General features: G+C 56.1%; 13 protein-coding genes. 3 read left to right on the plus strand and 10 right to left on the minus strand.

Going from position 1 to position 19,296, the window contains the following annotated elements; all coding sequences use genetic code 11:
* Positions 1-65: 65 nt before the first annotated feature.
* The 6 genes from NJQ98_RS18270 to NJQ98_RS18295 form a co-directional block, all read right to left on the minus strand.
* Entirely contained in the window at positions 66-3,527 is a 3,462-nt protein-coding gene (locus NJQ98_RS18270; RefSeq protein WP_262181406.1) for a VirB4 family type IV secretion system protein, read from the minus strand.
* Positions 3,528-3,534: 7 nt separating this feature from the next.
* Entirely contained in the window at positions 3,535-5,349 is a 1,815-nt protein-coding gene (locus tag NJQ98_RS18275; protein ID WP_262181409.1) for a TrbL/VirB6 family protein, read from the minus strand.
* Complete coding sequence (locus NJQ98_RS18280; RefSeq protein WP_262181412.1) at positions 5,346-6,245, minus strand: hypothetical protein; 900 nt, start codon at positions 6,243-6,245, stop codon at positions 5,346-5,348. The genes NJQ98_RS18275 and NJQ98_RS18280 overlap by 4 nt, the downstream gene beginning before the upstream one ends.
* Entirely contained in the window at positions 6,242-7,957 is a 1,716-nt protein-coding gene (locus NJQ98_RS19250) for a DUF8186 domain-containing protein (RefSeq protein WP_489146084.1), read from the minus strand. Before NJQ98_RS19250 ends, NJQ98_RS18280 begins: the two co-directional genes overlap by 4 nt.
* Positions 7,958-7,969: 12 nt before the next feature.
* Positions 7,970-8,275 (minus strand): pilin, encoded by a 306-nt coding sequence (locus NJQ98_RS18290; protein ID WP_262181419.1) that lies wholly within the window; start codon positions 8,273-8,275, stop codon positions 7,970-7,972.
* A 544-nt stretch (positions 8,276-8,819) separates the two neighbouring features.
* Entirely contained in the window at positions 8,820-10,088 is a 1,269-nt protein-coding gene (locus NJQ98_RS18295; RefSeq protein WP_262181422.1) for a tyrosine-type recombinase/integrase, read from the minus strand.
* A 439-nt stretch (positions 10,089-10,527) separates the two neighbouring features.
* Here NJQ98_RS18295 and NJQ98_RS18300 point away from each other — a divergent pair, with 439 nt between their 5' ends.
* Together NJQ98_RS18300 and ilvD are read left to right on the plus strand one after the other, a co-directional pair.
* Positions 10,528-11,796, plus strand: coding sequence for a hydroxymethylglutaryl-CoA reductase, degradative (locus NJQ98_RS18300; RefSeq protein ID WP_262181425.1), 1,269 nt, complete (start codon positions 10,528-10,530; stop codon positions 11,794-11,796).
* A 545-nt stretch (positions 11,797-12,341) separates the two neighbouring features.
* Positions 12,342-14,111 (plus strand): dihydroxy-acid dehydratase, encoded by a 1,770-nt coding sequence (gene ilvD, locus NJQ98_RS18305; protein ID WP_262181427.1) that lies wholly within the window; start codon positions 12,342-12,344, stop codon positions 14,109-14,111.
* A 376-nt stretch (positions 14,112-14,487) separates the two neighbouring features.
* On the opposite strand, the gene NJQ98_RS18310 is transcribed toward ilvD, so the two are convergent.
* Entirely contained in the window at positions 14,488-15,036 is a 549-nt protein-coding gene (locus NJQ98_RS18310; RefSeq protein WP_262181429.1) for a hypothetical protein, read from the minus strand.
* A 296-nt stretch (positions 15,037-15,332) separates the two neighbouring features.
* On the opposite strand from NJQ98_RS18310, the gene NJQ98_RS18315 reads away from it, so the two are divergent.
* Complete coding sequence (locus NJQ98_RS18315; protein WP_262181432.1) at positions 15,333-17,063, plus strand: transposase; 1,731 nt, start codon at positions 15,333-15,335, stop codon at positions 17,061-17,063.
* A 238-nt stretch (positions 17,064-17,301) separates the two neighbouring features.
* On the opposite strand, the gene NJQ98_RS18320 is transcribed toward NJQ98_RS18315, so the two are convergent.
* Genes NJQ98_RS18320 through NJQ98_RS18330 form a run of 3 tightly spaced genes read right to left on the minus strand, consistent with a single transcriptional unit; the run spans position 17,302 to position 18,938 of the window.
* A complete protein-coding gene (locus NJQ98_RS18320; protein WP_262181433.1) occupies positions 17,302-17,631 on the minus strand; it encodes a hypothetical protein in 330 nt (109 codons plus the stop codon).
* A gap of 57 nt (positions 17,632-17,688) precedes the next feature.
* Complete coding sequence (locus NJQ98_RS18325; protein ID WP_262181436.1) at positions 17,689-18,063, minus strand: DUF7970 domain-containing protein; 375 nt, start codon at positions 18,061-18,063, stop codon at positions 17,689-17,691.
* Positions 18,060-18,938, minus strand: a complete 879-nt coding sequence (locus NJQ98_RS18330) for a ParA family protein (protein WP_262181438.1) — start codon at positions 18,936-18,938, stop codon at positions 18,060-18,062. The genes NJQ98_RS18325 and NJQ98_RS18330 overlap by 4 nt, the downstream gene beginning before the upstream one ends.
* Positions 18,939-19,296 lie beyond the last annotated feature (358 nt).

Here is a 19,296-nt window from a genome sequence, read left to right on the forward strand (position 1 = left end):
CGATCCCTACAGGGGGTGCTACAGGTGTATCAGCCGGCTCTCCGGGCTGAACCGTCGGCTCTCGCTCACTCATTGTCATCACCGCTGGCAGTCGTCTTGTCTTCCGTACTCCAAATCCCGTTGCCCTCTGGATCGAACGTCACCGTTCGCTTGTCATCACCCGGGACACCGGGCTCAGACTGTCTCTCCGATGGCTGTAGATTGGACCCTGTCGTCCCGGACGTCTCTGACTCTGTCACTTCCAGCATGCCGTCCGTCGAGGACGAAGTTCGTTCCTGTGAGACTGAGGTGCGTTCGTCGGTGCCAGCTAACGCACCGCCGTCGGCAACCGCTTTCGAGGGCATCTGTCGGTCGAGGGCCACGGAGACTATCTCCACCAGTTCGTCTTCACTCAGTTCGTTCAGCAGCTTTTCAGCCCGTTCCGGTGTGAGTCCATGAACCTGCGTCAGTTCATGTTCCATCGCCTCAGTGTACACGAACTGTTCGAACTGCTGGACCTTCGGCGATACCTGATCTGCGAGTTCGTCGAGGACATCTCGACCGTGAGCATCGAGATCGATGACACGCTTTTCCTCCCACGACGTCCGGATAGTCAGCGGGTAGTCGCCGTGCTCGTCGACCCGAACGAGAGCTTGAGAATACCCCTGACCGTCGCCGATGGACTCTTTGCCAGCCTCGGCTGTCTGGATGTAGTACTGCTGTTCGCTGGTCAGGCCGGCCTTCTTGGCGGTGTGGTCGCCCAGGTCCGGCTCGCGATGGTGGACCATGATCGGACACATCCCCGCTATCTCTTCGGCGACACCGTTGTCGTAGAACTCCTGGAGCGTCTGGGAGAGCATCACCAGCCGTAGCCCGGCGTGTCGCTGGTGGCGAGCAATTTGGTTGAGGAACGCCAGATTGGCGTCATCGTTGAATAGGTAGTGGGCCTCGTCGATGATGATCTCCACTTTCGAATCCATGTTCTTGGCCTGCTGGTACAGTGTCGACAGCAGCAGCTGCATGATGAACGACTGTTTGCCCAGACCATCGCCAGTGCCTTCGACCTGCTGGAGGTCGAGATAGACTGCCTTGCTCGAATCGTCGATGAGCTTCATGTCCGACGCCTGCGAGAGATTCCCGTACGTACTGCCCTCACGGAACGGATGCAGCGCGACCGAGAGCTCATCGGCATATTCCCGGATTTTCTGACGCGAGGAGTCCGTGGTCGCGCCGGGGAACATTCCGGGGCTGTCCTGCAGTCGGTCCAGCAGGTCCAGGAAGTCCTGCATGTTGGGCGAGTTCTCGGGTGTGTGCGTCGACGGATCATCGGGCTCGATATCGGATTCTGCGAAGATCGTATCGATGATGAACGTGATCAGCCCACTGTGCATTTCCAGCTGGACGTCACGGGCTTCGAGGAAGTTCTCGATGACCCCGTAGACTTCGTCTTTCTTCGCTGCGACAGGCTGCATGTCCGGCGATTGCTCTAGGATATGCTCCGGCGTCGGGTGCATCTCGCAGGGATTGAGCGGCGTCTCACCGCTGACGGTAATCGTCTTCGCGTCCAGCATTTTCGCGCTGCCGCGCATATCTCCGACCGGGTCGATGTAGACCTGCTTGACGTCGGGCCGTTTCTTCATCATCCGCATCGCCCGTGCTTGCGTGCCGTGCGTTTTCCCGCCCCCAGGCATCCCCGTCACGAGCTCAGAGTGGCCGGTTTCGAGGTCCCATGGGTCGATCAGCAACGAGGAGTTGTTGTGCCCATGGGTTCCGTACTCGATACCGTTCTCCATGCGGAGGTAGTTCGACGAGAACGGGAACAACGACCCCAGTGCCTCGCTGGTCATCGACGAGAGACGATCTTTCCCGAGCTCGTTCGCCCCGATTGGCGAGACAGTCACCAGACCGTCCTCTTGTCGGCGGGTGGCCCGCTTGATGCTACAGTTCGCGGGCGAGTCCCGGAGCACGCTTTCGAGCTGGTTCGTCCGTCGACGGAGTTCCTCTTCGCTCTCGGCAGTGATACGGACAAACACGCCAGCGCGGAATAGCGACGTGTGATTACGCCGGACCATCTGCCGGATGAACTTGGCCTGGTTCACATCTTGTTGGATGTCTTCCGCTTGAATCTGGCCCTGGTCATCCTGAACGACCTGCAGGGAGGAGATCCATTTCTCCATGACCGTCAGTGCCTCCTGCGTGTCGTACGGGTCGATGTGAATGGACACGTCGGCACGAAGGTCCGTATCCAGCAGCAGGCGTTCGAGCAGCCCGTTTGACGGTTCTTCGGGGAAGGTTTCGACCCAGAACGTTCGGGCGTAGGTCTCTTGGTCGATGAATGCATGATCCTCGGCCCAGTCGATGGCCGTGGGTGCGACCAGCGACTGGTGTTCGTGGCCAGGATTCGATACACCGTGGGGAACCTCCACAGCTTCATCGATACCTCTCGTCTCGCTATCAGTCCCTTCGGCAGTTGCATGGTTCTCGAGCATCTCGCTGGCGCGAGCGAGCTCTCTATCGGAGTACGTAATCGGCGAGATATCGGCTGCCTGCTCGATATCACCGAACTGCCGTGGCTCACAGGCCCAGTAGTCCTTGGTAAGCTGGGCGAGCTTGTACGACGATACGGGCTCGCTTCGACACCGATAGAGACTGTCGACCGAGCGAGCGACTCTGGAGAGTCGGTCGTGGAGTTTCTTGGCCTTGTGTTCCTCTCGCTCCCCGGCAGTCAGTCCGTTGCTCCCGACACTGGAGACCAACTCACCCACCACCGGAAGGTCTTCAAGGTAGTTCGCAACAGACGCGTCATCACTGACGAGGTCCTCAATCTCGGCATCGGTGACTGTGACGATGATGTAGTATTCGCGTTGCATCTCGGTCTCGGCGACGATTTCGCCATCATCGTCGGTATGTCGGTTGAGCCACTCCATGAGGACCCCCCGGAAGATGGAGTGGTTCTGTGTATCGGCATCCTCGAGCCGCTCTTTGTGGGCCTTGATATGCTCCGTGTTGTCAGCATCTCGCGTCGTGACGTAGATCTTGGCGGTACCTTCCAATGAGTTAACCATCTCAGTCAGGGACTGGACAGCGTTCTGCCACTGCTCACCGTCTTCGAGGGCCATGTTGGCTGGCTGGACCTCGACGGCCCCGACGTAGGCGCCGTCGACCCGCTCGATTCCGTGGGGCATGATGCGTTTCAGCCGGGTAGCATTCCGAGTGTCCTGGGCCCCATCGTCGACGGTGTGTTCCTCTTCTTTGACCCGCCAGAACGCCCGGACACGAAGCCACTCAGTCAGCCGGTAGTAGTTCGGCCGGACTGCTCGCAGCGTGAAGAGGCCGACCTCAGCCAGAACCAATCCGAGCAGCGCCGGGAGGGTCACACTGGCTGGGACGAACGGCATTCCCAAGACGAGTACAAACAGGAAGACGGGAGCAGCGAACAGGAGCAGTTCACCGAGGGTATATCCGCCCCAGAACTCGGTCGTATCCCCGAGTGAGCCGTGGATGATGTTCGTACTGTACTGCTGTGTGCTCTGTTGTGCTTGTGCCATAGTTTGATTAGGTGTTCGGGGAGTCGTCTCGCGGTCGATACGCATCGGGACCGAGCACGTCGTCATCGGTCGCGAACAAGTCTTTGGCGTTGGCAGCCCCACCCGTTGCAGGCGAGTCACCATCGTCGCCAGCATCGGTGGTCGGAGCGGCCCCAGCTGCGGGATCGTCATCGTCAGCACTGTCTACTTGACCAGCAGCACTGTCGACGTCCGAGGGGACCTGCGCTGCATCATCAGGGGGCGAACCGTCCTCAACAGTGGTTCCCTCATCGAGCAGGTCCCAGTAGCGGACAGTGTCGCCAAGGTCAGGAGCGTCTGATTCCGCTGCCGAACCCCGCCCTGTGTCAGGCAGACGGCCTTGAGCGGGAGGGCCGGCAGGTTCAGGCGGCCGGGAGCCGCTGGGGTCTGATGTCGGATTTGGAGCGGTCCGAATTGCGTTCTCAGGGCCTGGGTCAGATGGGTCTGGACCTGCTGTTGGGCCAGGGTCGGAGGCTCCAGAACCGTTCGAGCCACCGAAGTTCGCGTTCGACAGGCCTCGATGGAGATTCATAGCGCCATAGGCCGCCCGACCAATACGACCCTTCGCAGCGTTCCCCAGCGCGCTGAAACCGCCAGCCGCGCTCAGTGCTCCCCCAGACCCTGCGACTGCGCCGGCACCGGCGGTCGCAGCACCGGCGCCAATTGCTGCCGAGGCCTTGGCAGGTTTCTTCACCGACTGTTTCGCTCCGCCGAGGGTCTGCTCGCTCACCCGCACCGCAGTCCGACTGCTCCGAACAATCATCTCTTTTTGAGCCTTCGCTGCCAGGAAGATCGTGGCGATAGAGGCCAGTGCGGTGAGCCCCTCAGGCAGACCCCATGCGTCTGTTTCAAAGCTTATCCTGAAGAGGACAGCTGCTGGGATGCCACCCGCCAAAGCCCCAGGGTATGCGCCAGCAATTTGCTTAGCGAGTCCAGCGAACCGATTGAACGGCCATACTTCTAGCGGCCAGAAGGCCGCCACAAGCGGCATACACAGCGTTAGCAATATAATCAGTATCCAGCGGACAATCGCGATAAATATCGCTTTCAGGTATACATAAAGGCCAACGAGAACAAGGATCGCAAGCAGTCCCGGGTTTTTCACCGAAATCTCTGTAATCGAATACAAGGTGTTTACAACCTTGTCAATATCGTACCCAGAGAAAACGATTTGTCGGGCAAGAATATCGAAGAATTGCGTCGCGAGAGACGCAGCAGGTAGCCAGAGGAAAATCGCGAAGAACACCATCACGACTCGCCGGCCGACCTGTTTGCGGACCACTGGATCCATCGACTTGTATCGCAGGCCGACAGCAGCTAGTGTGATGAACTGGAGACCGAGAGCTAAACCGACAATTCCCTCAAAATAGACATTCGAAATAAGTCCACTCCAGGGATCATTAGTGGCGCCTGTGAACGCTATCTCAAGCGGTCCTGCAACAGTGTCACCCTTAGGTGATGGAGTCTCCACTAAAGGCGTGATGAGGGCTCTGAAGAAAGATCTGAATGCGTTCTGTACCCCAGTTGCGAGCCCCTCAAGGAACGCATCAATGCCAGCTTCTATGGGATTTTCGAGTACGCTCTCGGTGAATACCTGTGTTTTGAGGTCCTCGACTAACTTGGTGAGGAATTTCGGGATGAAATCATCGATGAAATCCTGAACCGATGGCACATCGACGTTAACATCGACATCTCCGACGCCCCCTCCATCGCCACCGTCACCATTACCATCGCCACTGTCACCTCCTCCACCATCACCGCAACCAGGAAAAGGATCAGGACAAGGGACTTGCCTCTGGCTCATGAGTCAGTTGATTTTGTGGGGGAGACAGTTGGTGATCCAGTCAGCGAACCGCAATGAGTACCGTTAGTCGAATATGTGATGGTTTGAGAGACGCTCAATATGTTCGCCCAGAGGGACGAAATAGTAAATTCGAGCTTTCGCTCCGTATTATCTGGACAACCGATCCCCTTCCATATGCTGAGTGGCACTGTTGCTGCACCCGTACTGTCGGGCTTGATAACTGAGAACTCAGACGCTAGTCTCTGCCCGGCTGCATCGTTACCAGGGACATTCGCGTACTGAATGATTCCCGGAGAAGTAGGATGTGGGCCCGTGTTTTTGAGGACGATAGCCAAATCTAGGTCATCTACACCGTCAACTGATTCGCCCCACGCAACTCGTTGGACTTCGACAGAAGTGCCAAGCCGGAGTGGAATTCGTTCATCGTCTTTGTCGGTTTCTTCGGTAAGGTTGACAACGATGGTATTTTCACCAGAAGTTATCGCCTCAACTTCTGGTGGCTCCTCGCTGTACTCATTATCCGCCCCGTCAGCAAGGGTAAGTGTCGCCTTTCCCTGTTCAGGAAATGCTAATGTGTACTCATTGTCTCGTGCATCCAATAGATCTATAGTGACTATATCCACCGAGTTTTGGAGTTCTAACTCTAATGATAGCTCCAAGCCATCAGCCACGAAACTGCTGTCAGTGATATACTCCGACTGCTCTTCTGGCGGGACCCAGCCTTCAGCACCGGACTCATCACCAGAACTACCTCCAGTCGATGGAGGTGGGGATTCTGGAGACCCTGAAGACGGTGAGTCAGAACACCCCGCCAGCGCGGTCAGGCCACCGCCAAGGAGTGTCAACGCTGTTCGTCGGTCGATACTGTCGCTGTATGAGTGTGGGTTCTGTGTCATGGTTCGTACCAGCCGAGGAATTTTCCTCTTGTGAGGATGTCAAAGCCGTACAGCAGCAGATAGAGCGGCAGGAACACCAGCCCAGTAATGACGATGAAGTCGATAATCTCGCGAATCGCAGGCAGATTCGCTGTGTCAAGGAAGGACCCGTTCGTCGCCAACGCTGGATAGGTCCGGGACTGGTCCCACCACGGAGCGGGCGGCTCGTACCGCAGTCTTCCCCTCCGAACTCTCGCTTGATCCAGTTCGACTACCACTTTCCCACCATCGGCCGGCGTCAGCCGCCGTTCAACACGGGTCTCACGAGTCGTGAGGATAATCCGCCCACGCTTGAGGGGCGCGCCAGCCCGTGGACGTATCGATACTCGCAGTCGAGTCCCAGCGTCACTCGTGTTCAGCACCTGCGCGGTGAGATTCACTTCGTAGGCAGTCGGTGGCTCACTGGTGTTCACTGAGACGTTTACTGACCGACCACGGACGAGACCGTAGACGGTGAACTTGCCGGCGTCACGAAGCGAGCGGGAACTATGGAGCGTAAATCGGTTGGCCGTCGTCGAGTTGTCCGCTCGGTCTAACTCGATTTCCGGTGGGAGCGACGGCTGCGGTGCCATCGCTGTCTCCGGATATGTGAGGTCAACGGGCACGTCACGAGACTGGGTCGCCCCATCATCCGTTGGGTTGAGCCACTCGTAGGTGAGTTCAGGGCTCGCAGTTACCGGCACTGCATGCACTTCGTAGGGGGCAATCGGCTGCCACTCCGGCGCCACAGTGCTGGGTTCCGTAGCTGTCGTCTCCCAGTCGACCCACCCATCACCGTTGCGAGTGTAGTAGTACCATTGGCTGTGAGCACGCAGTCCATTGTCGAACTGCACTCGATGCCACAACCCAGGTACAGACAGGGTCAGCGCACTGTCGGTTCGAGTCGTTCCAGTCTCGTTGCGCCAGGCCAGCTGGCCGGACACACCGAGTCCGGAGAGATCCTGGACCCGGACCGTTTCCGAGTCGGTCACCGCCATCGTGTACGACCGAACGTGGTTGTCGGCGGGTTGTACCGTCCCCGTGAGTCGAAGCCGCACTGTCAGATTCGTTGTCCCGGACAGCCCGCGGTACTGTAGTTCGGGTGTCAACGACGACGACGTATCTACGACAGTTCCGTTGGCCAGCAATTCGACCTGACCGCCAAGACCGGTGAGATTCGCCCCGACTGGGCTCGTAGTGGAATTGAGCAGCCGGTCATTGAGTCGGAAATTCGACACAGCCCGGACGGTGCCGTTCGGACTCCCGTAGCGCTGCTTGCCCGCTCGGGAATGGACGATGGTCGAGGGCGTAATCGAGAAAATCTCGGTATACACCTCACTGAAGAGCCGCCCGTCGATGTCTGTCGAGGACTGTAACCGACAGCAAGACTCCCAACTCACGTGCGAGGGTCGGGCCGAAAAGTTCGCTCCGCCAGTGCTGTAGCGACCGACATATCGATCGTTCCAGGACGTCACGTTCGGTGGGCGTGATTGGGCACTCTCGGTGCGATTGGCAGCAGGCTGTTGTGCAGCTCGGAGCGTCGGTGTTCCGTTAGCTGTCCGATTCTCCGCTTGCTGCTGAACGATGGGCGACACTCGCTCAGTCTGTAGTCCCACTCCCGAAGCAACGACTGTCGGCGTCGTCACTACCAGACAGACCAATACCGGCACCAACACCCGGAGTGGAACGGACATACGTGCTTATGATCAGGCGAGGGGGTTCACACAGTCGCTGAACGTGAAATTCGCTTGATTGGCGAATTTGCTGATGAGTTCAGGGGAGACAATTGCCAGCAGAATCACCCCAAACCCAGTCATCGACAGGATGAGGTCCTTTCGGGCCTCATTTTGCTGGTTGGGGTTGCCCGACGCTCGCATATACGAGAGCCCAGAGCGACCGACGTAGAACATCGTCGTTGGGAGTCCGAGTCCAACCAACGCTCCAAACGTGACATCAAGGAGCCCTTCGACACTGGTGCCACAGTAGGTGTCTCCGAACGTCGTCTGGGCCATTGCGGTCCCGCTAAACAGGAGCAGGACTAGCGAAAACTGGGCGGCTCGTCTAAATGTGGTGTTCGTGGTAGCCTGTGCGGCCCGAAGTTTGGCATGTGCAGCGAGTGATCGGAGTGATATTGAGTGCGATGCGTCCGTACTGCGAGGGCTGTTGCTCATGGATTTCTCTCGTTGGATGGTGGTTGCTTACTGTGCGATGCATTCGAGGACTACACCCGGTCAGGGGACGGGCTTCATTACCTTAGTATTCTTATTAGTGATAGTTTCCCCACGTTCACATCACCTATCTCGGGATACTTCTTTTCGGACTAAAAAGTTTTAGTTTCAATTTTCCCTGAGCCATATATTACGTAGTAATATAGAGAACGGTCTTCTAAGACCTCAAAAGTGGGTTTAATTATAATCGAATATTTTATATTAGTATACTATTGTATATTTTTTCTGAAATAATAATCTATAGGCAAAATAAAAGTCAGCATTAGAATAAATGCTGTTCTGAATGGCTACTTGAAAAATAAGGTTGCACCGATACTGCGTCGGTTCCTCAGTCCAATCCGGTATCGAACGCAGTGGCGAGTTTCTCTCGCATGAACTCCCGTCGGAGTTCACGACGACGATCTTCTGAGAGGTAATCTTCCCAGACGACACTTGCTGAGGCACTCCCCTGTTCCTCAGCGACTTCTTGGATCTGGTGCTCAACCAGCTCTTCAACCGTCGAAGAGTACCGGTCGTACCAGAACCGCCGTGCCATCTGTGGAACCGGGCTACGACCATCAATCGTTTCTGGGAGCGCAGCTCGTTCGGCGAGCTCGTCGAACCAGTTGCGTATGGTTCCGCCGGTGCGGTGACCGCTGGACGAGCGTGGCGACGGAAACAAGTACCCGCTCCAGTCTTCGTCGTCAGAAAACTGTGCGATTCGAGATTCGACGATGTCTTGGCCGTATATGAGTGCAACCGACCCCGGGCCGTTCTTCCGACTCTCGAATTCAATGCGGGAGGCATCATCGTCCAGCACGAGCTGGTCGGCATGGAGGGCCGCAACCTCACCAGAGCGGAGTCCCCACCCACAGAGCGCAACGACGAGTAGCTTCTCGCGAGTGTCTTCGGCGGCTTCGAACAGAGCTGCGACGTGGTCGGGCCCTAGGGGCGGATTCGACGTCGTCCCGGCGTCGTCGCCACTCCAGTTGTAGTCGAGTCCATCGGTGGGATTCAGCGCCGCCTCGCGACGGCTGACCAGTGTTGTGTACCAGTCCGAGACAGTGATGTAGATGCGCCGCAACGTCTCTCGGGCAACCTCTTGGTCCAGCTCGTCGAAAGTAGCCCAGCAGGCGTCGACAGCTTCGTGAGCGGGTACTGTTGACTCTCTGGCGACCGGCGAGAGGAGGTCATCTGTGTCGTTCACCCGAGCATAGGCCCGCACGTAACGGCCGAGTCGGCTTCGGTGGGCGTCGACGGTCGACTCGCTCCAGGACTTGCGCTGTCGCTGGCGGTCGAGGTAACGTTCCAGTGCTTCGACAGTGTCGGCGTGGTCGATCTCCCAGTCGTACCCCTGGGATTCGAGTTCGAGTTCCTGCTCGCAGAATTCCGTGACGGTAGTATCGTGGTGTTCTTGCAGTGTGTAAATAAAGCGCCGGAAGCCATTTTTGTTGAGCCATTCGTAGGTCGGCTGCTCGGTCTTGGGGTTGAGTCCGTCGGCCCGCATGGCGGGGGCGACGACGTCCCAGTAGGCGTCGACGAGGCCGTCGCGGCCCAGCAGTGTCCAGGAGGGCTCGTCCTGGGCGGTGCCTGAATCTGAATCGGCCGATTTTGGCATACTGAGCGGTACAGTATTTTATCTTATATTTTTGTCGACCTTTGTGACCGCGACAGTCACCATAGCCAACAGCAGGAAATGCGCGGAGTGCATAATAATCAATAAACCATATACTGCTATACAGAATGCGTGCCCAGACCATCAGATATTCTGCGTTTGATTCCTACAAACCACCAATTGAACATTAATTCATATAAGCTGATCAGTAGACGTGCGTACTGACAGGAGCCACCAATTGGAGTAATGGAAAAGTAGTTGGTTTCATAAGTGAATCGGTCCGGATACAGCAAGAGAAACACATCTATTAGCCATCATTCGGATCAATCTACTTGCTGTCTGACTATAACCAACTATGTTCCCATATTATACCGGATACTACGGTCCACAGAATCATTCCACTAACCCTATCAACTAACTGGATGGAATTTGACTAACTGCTATGGACTCACGTATTCCTGACTTCTACGAAGAAACTCCGGAGCGACGACGTGAAATCATTACGAGTCGCTGCCTCCTTTCTGAAGAAGATTCTGACGCTCTGAGGGAGGGGCCCAATAGCGAACTCATGGATAGTTTGAGTGAAAACGTGATCGGCAGTATTTCCCTCCCGTTGAGTGTTGCGACAAACTTCGTTATCGATGGCGAAGACGTACTTGTGCCAATGGCGGTTGAAGAAAGCTCCGTTGTGGCAGCCGCTTCGTATGGGGCGAAACTTACGCGTGAGACGGGCGGATTCTCAACCTCTGTCTCGGGACCGTATATGCTCGGACAGATCCAAATTCGAGACATCAGTGACCCATACAGTGCGAAAATGCGGGTTCTCGAACGAGCTGACGAGATTAGATCTATGGCTAATGATCAGGGTGTCCTCGTCTCTCACGGTGGCGGGTGTGAGAACGTTACTGCTCGTGTCGTAGACACCCCTCGTGGCCCAATGGTTGTCGTTCATCTCCTTGTAAATGTGCAGGACGCCATGGGAGCGAATGCAGTCAACACAATGGCAGAGGCAGTGGCCCCGCTCGTTGAAGAAGAGACCAGTGGGGAAGCCGTTCTCCGTGTGTTGTCAAACTTAGCGGATCACCGAGTTGCGCGTGCTCGGTGTACTGTCACACCAGATATGCTTGAGCGCGAGCAGAGTTCGCTGGCTGGAGAAGAGGTAAGGGACCGAATCGTTGATGCGTGGGCCTTCGCCGCCGGTGATCCGTACCGGGCAGCAACGCACAACAAGGGCATCCTGAACGGGATGGATGCGCTTGCAGTTGCAACAATGAATGACTGGCGAGCAATTGAGGCCGGCGCTCACGCCTTTGCAGCCAATGATGGATACGGCCCGCTTTCGACCTACGAAATTGATACAGAGGGAAATCTGTCGTGCAGTATTGAGGTACCAGTCCAAGTGGGCACTGTTGGCGGCGCTACTCGTGCCCATCCAACTGCTAGTGCAGCGATGGAGATCCTTGACGTTGAATCGAGTGACGAGCTAGTGGGAATCTTCGGAGCCGTGGGGCTCGCAGAAAACATCGCCAGTATGCGTGCACTGGCTGATGAAGGAATCCAAACTGGACACATGAAACTTCATGCGAAGAATATTGCCCGTGAGACTGACGCACCCGATGAACTAATTGAGGAAATTGCGGCGCGGATGGTTGCCGAAGATGATATTCGGGCTGGACGAGCCCGTGAATTGGCCGAAGAACTGAGCCAGTGAGACCGGCCGTAATCCCTTGGTAACTACGCAGTTCTACTAATTGGCTGTTTCATTTGAATTTCGTCGAAGAAATCGGTACAACAGAGCCACCAAAACAGCAATCTGTGTTGGCTGTAGATTGTATCCGTATTTGGTTTCATGGGGGTCCACGGGTCTCGGTTAGGAAGTCCTGGTACTGAACGGAGATTGGGTACACGTAGTTGGGGGTGGTTTGAAGAATCTGGGATAGCGTAGGGGGGCTTCGCTCTCACTGAGTCACACTCGTTTTTTCTCCGGTTATCCACATGACGGCCGCAATTCATTCGGCGTAGGCAAAGTTGAGAACCGGTTATCAGGAGGCTCGCTGCCTTTTGATCAAATTTTTGTCGCACGACGGCGAGCATCCGCGTGGCGTGTCCCGCGCTCTCCGGATAGTGGTCGACCGCGATGGGTATACCCCGACTGGTACCCGCGTAGCCGTAGCTTCCGAGTCAAGGGCAGGAGAGTGCGACACGGCAACACACGGACATCACACTGTTTATGGCCGCACGCGAAAACGACTGGATATGAATGGCAAACCAGAGTCGAACACGGACGAGACGGATATCGAATCTACGGAGGGATCGACGCCCGAGAAGGACCCTGACCTGAGGAGCACCGAAGTGACCAAGGGCCCCGAGAGTGCTCCGCACCGCGCGATGTTCCGCGCGATGGGTTACGATGATGCGGACCTCTCCTCACCGATGGTCGGCGTCGCCAACCCAGCTGCGGACGTCACGCCCTGCAACGTCCACCTCGACGATGTCGCGAACACTGCAATCGCTGGCATCGAGGACACCGGCGGGATGCCCATCGAGTTCGGTACCGTCACTGTCAGCGACGCTATTTCCATGGGGACAGAGGGAATGAAGGCCTCGCTGATCTCCCGGGAGTTGATTGCCGACTCCGTCGAGCTCGTCTCGTTCGCCGAGCGGATGGACGCCCTCGTCACCGTCGCCGGGTGCGACAAGAACCTCCCCGGCATGATGATGGCCGCCATCCGCACCGATCTCCCCAGCGTCTTCCTCTACGGTGGGTCCATCCTCCCCGGCCACCACGACGGCCGCGATATTACGGTCCAGAGCGTCTTCGAGGGCGTCGGTACCTACGCTGCCGGCAACATGACCGAGGAAGAGCTCTACGAGATGGAGCACGAGGCCTGTCCAGGAGCAGGCTCTTGCGGCGGGATGTTCACCGCGAACACGATGGCCTCGATCAGCGAGATACTCGGTCTCGCTCCCCTCGGGTCGGCGTCGCCGCCCGCCGAGGATGAAGAGCGCTACAAGGTTGCTCGCGAGGCTGGAGAGGTCGTTCTCGACGCCGTCGAGAATGACCGCCGGCCGAGCGATATCCTCACAAAAGAGTCCTTCGAGAACGCTATCACTCTCCAGACGGCGCTCGGCGGCTCCACGAACGGCGTCCTGCATATCCTCGCGCTCGCTGCCGAGGCTGGCATCGACCTTACGATCGACGAGTTCGACGAGATCAGCAAGCGTACGCCGAAGATCGCGAACCTCCAACCAGGCGGCACGCGCGTCATGAAGGACCTCCACGATGTCGGCGGTGTCCCCGTCGTCATTCGCCGCCTCTTGGAGGGCGGGTACCTCCACGGCGACGCGATGACCGTCACCGGGAACACAATCGCCGAGGAGGTGGAAACGCTCGACTTACCGGACGACGAGGACATCGATGCAGACTTCCTCGCGACGACCGAGGACCCGTTTCACGAGGAGGGTGCAATCAAAATTCTAACTGGGAACCTCGCGCCGGATGGTGCCGTCCTCAAGGAAACGGGTGAGGAAGGCTTCTATCACAACGGCCCCGCGCGCGTGTTCGAGAACGAGGAGGACGCGATGGCCTACGTGCAGGAAGGCCATATTGAGTCTGGCGACGTCATCGTCGTCCGGAACGAGGGCCCACAGGGCGGCCCCGGGATGCGCGAGATGCTCGGTGTCACCGCCGCCGTCGTCGGCCAAGGCCATGAGGACGACGTCGCCCTCCTCACCGACGGGCGCTTCAGTGGTGCGACCCGTGGCCCGATGGTCGGCCACGTCGCCCCTGAGTCTGTGGTCGGCGGACCGATTGCCGCCCTCGAAGACGGTGATACAGTTACTGTTGACATCCGCAAGCGCGAACTCTCTGTCGACCTCAGCGACGAAGAACTCGAAGCCCGCCTCGACGAATACGAGCGTCCCGAGATCCAGTATGAGGGAGGTTTCCTCCGTAAGTATGGCGACGCCTTCGACTCCGCTGCGAACGGCGCGGTGACGAATCCCGCTGTCAAGCGCGACAACTGAGCGAGCGTGCTTGCCCGTCAGGGGGCGTTTCACCGAACGACGGAGCCAATCGGGAGTACTCTCCCGTGTTTTTTGGAGCGAGCGAGGCGCAAAGCTCCCTCAAGGGAGAAAAGACGGAGGTATCTCCGGTGAGCAGCCGAAGCTGACGCATGAACAGATCGAGAAACAAGGGACATTGGACACTTCGATGTGGCCGTTGACTTACGGAGACCCGTGGTTGCAGGAACGCTAAATATATCAGTGGTTGTTCTATCAGTACTGCTGCAGATTCACAGAGTCGTGATTGATACGCCCTCTGTACTCAGCGATTGAGAGCCAAATTTGTTGGCTACTGAGGATTTCACAAGAGTCAACCGAGCCGCTATAGATATTTGTCTCAGTCGCTGTTCTCTCCTGTCCCATCAGCGTCCTCAACTTCTTCAACTGGCTTGAGGTTCGCTTCCATACGATCGTATTTGGCTTCACGAAGTTCCTCTTCTGTCGGCGTCTTCGACACCAAAGACGCACCTTCAGGGAGGTCAAAGTCCTGATCCTGTATTGGTTCCGAATCGGCTACCATTTTGAGGAGTTCCTGATCCCGGTTGATCTTCCCGACCATCTGCTCAAACGCCGTATCCCGTTCGTGTCGAAGCCGCCGGAGTTCTCGGATCTTCCGCTCGAACTCCGTCTGCACTGCCCAATCATACACGCGCCGCCCAAGTATGGTGAGTTCATACCGCTTCTCTGTCCCGTGCTCGGTCGGCCTATGACTCACCGTGAACACGTCGTGATCAACGCCTTCTGAGAGTCGCGAGGAGACCGTCGATCCACTTACCGCAACTGCGTCGACGAGCGCGTTGAACGTCGCTGTTCCCGTCCCGATCTCCGTAACGAGTTCCGCCGCGCCCTTCTTCCGAAGAAACGCCTCGAGTTCGTCCAAGCCCATCGTACTCCCGATTCTCCCCACATCACTATAAGCCCAACTGAAATTTGATTCAAACTGATTCTTGACCTATATCGAATTATGGCTACAACTGATTCTCTAAGTACAGCGCGTATACCCCTTGATATGTCTCTATCTACAAGCTTAGAACAGATAATCGACGACAATGATCAACTATATTTTTACTATACTCTATACAGTTCTTCGCTCCTACTCAGTAGATATTTCTATACAGAATCATTCCAGTATTGGGCCGACCACAACTCAGAAGCGGAGTGGTTCGCCCTGGAGGTGGCTCAATGCCGACTGACCCGTCGGCTGTCGCTGATTCAATCATTGTCCACGCAGAGGCGATCTGTGAGCAGGAGAACCACCTCTGGGATGTCATTCGTCAGCTATCGATTCCCGTCGACAACCTCGGGGATGCCCGCGATCAGAACCGTGTTGACTTTGGGACTGACGAAATGTTTCGCACACTCTTGTTCAAAGGGATTCGAGGCATCTCACAGAACGAATTAGCGCAACGACTTGGCCGGGAGCCGAGCTTAGTCAAGAGCTTCCACCTTGATATCACCGATCTCTCGAATACGCCGACCCAGCAACAGCTCTCGTACACGCATGCGCAGTTTAGTGAGGATACCCAAGAAGTGCTCAATCGGACGGTTGCTGGCGTCCGACAAGTTGCTCTCGACAACGACGTCCTCACGGAAGGGCTCGTCCCATCAGTCCCAGCCGAAACCAAGGAAGAATCACAAAGCACGAATGAGTACAAGAAGGAGAAGGCCCAGAAGACGCTGACGCTCGCTCGAAAACATGTTATCCCCGAATTCGACACGCACCGAGCAGCCCACAAAACGTACTCCGACGAGGTAATGCTAGATATGTTCGCGAGCATCTGCGCGAACAACGGTAGTGCTCATTCAGAAGCCGAGTACGGCTGGCTCACCGACGACGAACTCATCTGCGACGACTCGACCTTCCTACGGGCAATCAAGAAGATAGCCATGCCCAAAGACTCGGACGACCAGCTCACGTTCGAGGACTTCGAGGACGATAACTCGATGCCCGAGATCGACCAGATTCGGGACGCTATTATGACGGCGTTCAACGCCGCGACGAAAAACATCATCAACTCGATCCGTGGTGACGATCCCTTCGACTCTCGTCAGACCGTTGCGGCGATCGACATCACCCACGAGCAGTTCCACGTCTGGCCGTGGGAGGACAAAGAAGCAGGCATCGCGAAGCCAGACTACCCGAAGATGGTGAGCGGGTACAAGAAAGACGGCGAGTACAAGCGCGGGTACAAGTACGCCACTATCACGCTGGTTGGCGACCACGCACCGATCGTTCTCGGTATTGAGCCAGTGAAAGAGAATTCCACGTGGGAGCCCGACGATTCTCCATCGTACTCGAAAGCCGATTTAGTGAGTCGATTACTTGACCGCGCTGAGCAGTTCGTCGATCTGGATCTGGTGATGTTCGATCGCGGATTCTACGTCAACCGAGTGTACGCAGACGTTCACGATCGCGGGCTCACGTATCTCTCACCGGTTCCGACGTACGAGGATGACTTGGCGGCAATTCAGGATATTCAGGAGCATCCGACGGCGGACGAAGCTGTCAAGCACGAGGTTCCATTCGGAATCGATGGCGAGGTACATCACGAGGCTGAGTTCCTCTATGCTCCCAGTACGAGCGATGATGCTGACGGAAAGTACGCGGTGTTCGTAACGAACCAGGACTGCGTCGAGCCCGAAGAAATCTCGAGTGTCGTGAACGGGTACAGTCGTCGGTGGGACATTGAGAACCAGTACAAGTCGATCAAGGATTTCATGCCGAAGACATCGTCGACGGATTACCGGCTTCGGCTGTGTAACTTCGCGCTGTCGACGCTGATCTACAATCTGTGGCGGCTGACGGATTATCTAATCAAGGTCGCGCTCGACGAGCCGATCCGGTCGCCGCCAGTGATCACAGCAAAGACGTTCGTGCGGGCGTTAGGCGACTTCTTGCGTGAGTTCGGGTAACGCTTTTCTCACTCTGGGTTCACTGATTCGGTAGCGGTTGCGCTGTCGGTTTTTGCGGATTTCGAACTAACTATCATATCTATGAATGGTCCGTGGTTGCTAATTCGGTCTCGTCCGATTTTCGCACCGGATTTACAGTCACTAACTCGTGAATTTCCGAGTTTCATTTGTAGGTTTATAAGCACGCGGAGAATGTGATACCCCCCGAAGTGCCTGTCATTCAGAGGGCGGGACTAGCTTACTCCGGTGAGAGATCCTCTATGTCGATCTCGAAGTTGAGCGTCCCGTCGATCACCTCGCGGTTGACCGGGACCTGTTTACCGACCAATTGCTCAACTTCGTCCGGTCCCAGCTCGTAGGCATCCAGAACACGTTTCAGATCGCAATTGGCTCCCCAGACCGGCGGGCGGTTGAGCCACTGTTCAAAGTCGGGACTGCCCGGCAATTGGAGGTGGAGACCCACTTCTTGGCTCTCTTCGGTGACTTCAACGATCTCAACGGTGTCGAGGTCCCCATTCGACTGCACGCTGTCCAAGGCTTCGACGGTGTTGTCGATATCTCCGTCCATGTACGGCCGTGGCGTCGCGCCACGTCTAATCTCTTACTGACGACACGATAATCGGTGCTACTTCATTCCGTAGCCCATCTCCCGCAACTCCTCGCTCACGGAAGCTGGGTTACCAGCAGCTGCTATCAGCGCCGCTTCAAGGACATCAATTTTATAGACTGCCTCGGACTCGAATTCGTCCTCCATCACCTCAATGAGCCGCTCAATATCCGCTTCAGCTTCATCACGAAGAAAGAGATTAGCTCTGTTGCGGCCATCCTGGATATTCTCGCGCTGGTATTTGTATGGGAGACCGTCATCAAGAGAGCTTTCAGAGGAGTCCGTTTCCTGTGAATCCGCGTCAATTGTCGACTCTGTTTCGGGTTCAGGTGCCTCTTCCTCTTCTTCATCTTCGTCGAAGTCATCGAACGGACTGCCAGATCCGGACTTCATTCGTCGAATGCCTCCTTAATCTCGGTAGCGAGGTCGTTATACTTCTCGAGTGTTTCGTGTTCCCGATCAGGAACTCTGCGAACACCTTTTTCACCGTTCTTCCAGCCTTCATCGACGACTTGGTAGGCCGTTGCACGAGAGTCCCACATCTCCTGCATCAGCGACTCACGCTTACGGAAGACCGCTGGCACCTCATACTGGATATCGTTTTGGAGCGTCTGTAGATGTTCGCGGTGCCCAGTTGTATCACCGAAGGCGACCGGCACGACGCCGAGCACACCCACCTCGATATCGAGATTCCCTTCCAGACCAGCGACGAGTGCTTCGAGCCCATCGATACTGAGCGACCCCTTGCCCGAGAGTTCGACCGGAATAAGGATAGTACGAGTGACCATCACGGCGTTGTAGAGCCCTTGACCCTCGGAAGCCTGCGGGTCACAAATGATTACGTCGTACTCCTCTTGGATACCGTTGCGACCAAGCAGCTGGTACAATTGCTCTTCCTGGACCCATTCGTAATCTGGGTCAGAGTGCATCTCTTCTTCTGATTCCTTGGCCCGGCGCATTGAAGTATCCAGGTTCGAGAGCATATTGTGGGCCGGGATCACATCGATATTGTCAATGCCAGTGTCTGTTTTGATGAGGTCTGTGAATGGGCCCTTGCTGCGGCCGACCATGTGCCGGACTAGGTTATCGGCTTCAGGATTGTCACGGTCATCGTCGACGTCAAAAATATAGGACAGAGAGGCATCTTGCGGGTCAAGATCAATGATTAGCGTCCGAAGGCCATCCTGAGCGTGCGCATGGGCGAGATTCGCTGCCGTCGTTGTTTTCCCGACGCCCCCAGCCTCGCTATAGACTGTGTATGCAAGCATAATATGGAATGTTCTTTGCAACTACTAATAATTAGCGTATATTACTAACACTCGTTATTAACGTCTACTGCTACTTTTTGTTCTTAACGTTAGTAACGAACAGTAGTATCTACTATGAATGTTGTGTGGTAGATACAAATGGTCGAACCCACTGTTCGTAACTACTGTTTGTCAATCAAACATTTGGAGGAGATGCAGACTGCACAGAAATTATTTACAAGTCCAGACCTCGGCAATCGAATTCAGCTCTGATTTTTCCTAAGGCAACTGCTTGCCTTTATTGGAGTAAACGTAAGCACCCGAGACCGGACGAGAATTAGCCGAATTCGGACGTTTGAAGGCCTATGAAAGTCGTTTT

It is taken from the genome of Haloarcula laminariae, from assembly GCF_025457605.1.
Lineage (GTDB): Archaea > Halobacteriota > Halobacteria > Halobacteriales > Haloarculaceae > Haloarcula > Haloarcula laminariae.

What these genes read in the sequence shown, in the direction of transcription:
- NJQ98_RS18270 (WP_262181406.1), bottom strand. Translation starts at nt 3,527, where the DNA reads ATGGCACAAGCACAACAGAGCACACAGCAGTACAGTACGAACATCATC.
- NJQ98_RS18275 (WP_262181409.1), bottom strand. Translation starts at nt 5,349, where the DNA reads ATGAGCCAGAGGCAAGTCCCTTGTCCTGATCCTTTTCCTGGTTGCGGT.
- NJQ98_RS18280 (WP_262181412.1), bottom strand. Translation starts at nt 6,245, where the DNA reads ATGACACAGAACCCACACTCATACAGCGACAGTATCGACCGACGAACA.
- NJQ98_RS19250 (WP_489146084.1), bottom strand. Translation starts at nt 7,957, where the DNA reads ATGTCCGTTCCACTCCGGGTGTTGGTGCCGGTATTGGTCTGTCTGGTA.
- NJQ98_RS18290 (WP_262181419.1), bottom strand. Translation starts at nt 8,275, where the DNA reads ATGGCCCAGACGACGTTCGGAGACACCTACTGTGGCACCAGTGTCGAA.
- NJQ98_RS18295 (WP_262181422.1), bottom strand. Translation starts at nt 10,088, where the DNA reads ATGCCAAAATCGGCCGATTCAGATTCAGGCACCGCCCAGGACGAGCCC.
- NJQ98_RS18300 (WP_262181425.1), top strand. Translation starts at nt 10,528, where the DNA reads ATGGACTCACGTATTCCTGACTTCTACGAAGAAACTCCGGAGCGACGA.
- ilvD (WP_262181427.1), top strand. Translation starts at nt 12,342, where the DNA reads ATGAATGGCAAACCAGAGTCGAACACGGACGAGACGGATATCGAATCT.
- NJQ98_RS18310 (WP_262181429.1), bottom strand. Translation starts at nt 15,036, where the DNA reads ATGGGCTTGGACGAACTCGAGGCGTTTCTTCGGAAGAAGGGCGCGGCG.
- NJQ98_RS18315 (WP_262181432.1), top strand. Translation starts at nt 15,333, where the DNA reads ATGCCGACTGACCCGTCGGCTGTCGCTGATTCAATCATTGTCCACGCA.
- NJQ98_RS18320 (WP_262181433.1), bottom strand. Translation starts at nt 17,631, where the DNA reads ATGGACGGAGATATCGACAACACCGTCGAAGCCTTGGACAGCGTGCAG.
- NJQ98_RS18325 (WP_262181436.1), bottom strand. Translation starts at nt 18,063, where the DNA reads ATGAAGTCCGGATCTGGCAGTCCGTTCGATGACTTCGACGAAGATGAA.
- NJQ98_RS18330 (WP_262181438.1), bottom strand. Translation starts at nt 18,938, where the DNA reads ATGCTTGCATACACAGTCTATAGCGAGGCTGGGGGCGTCGGGAAAACA.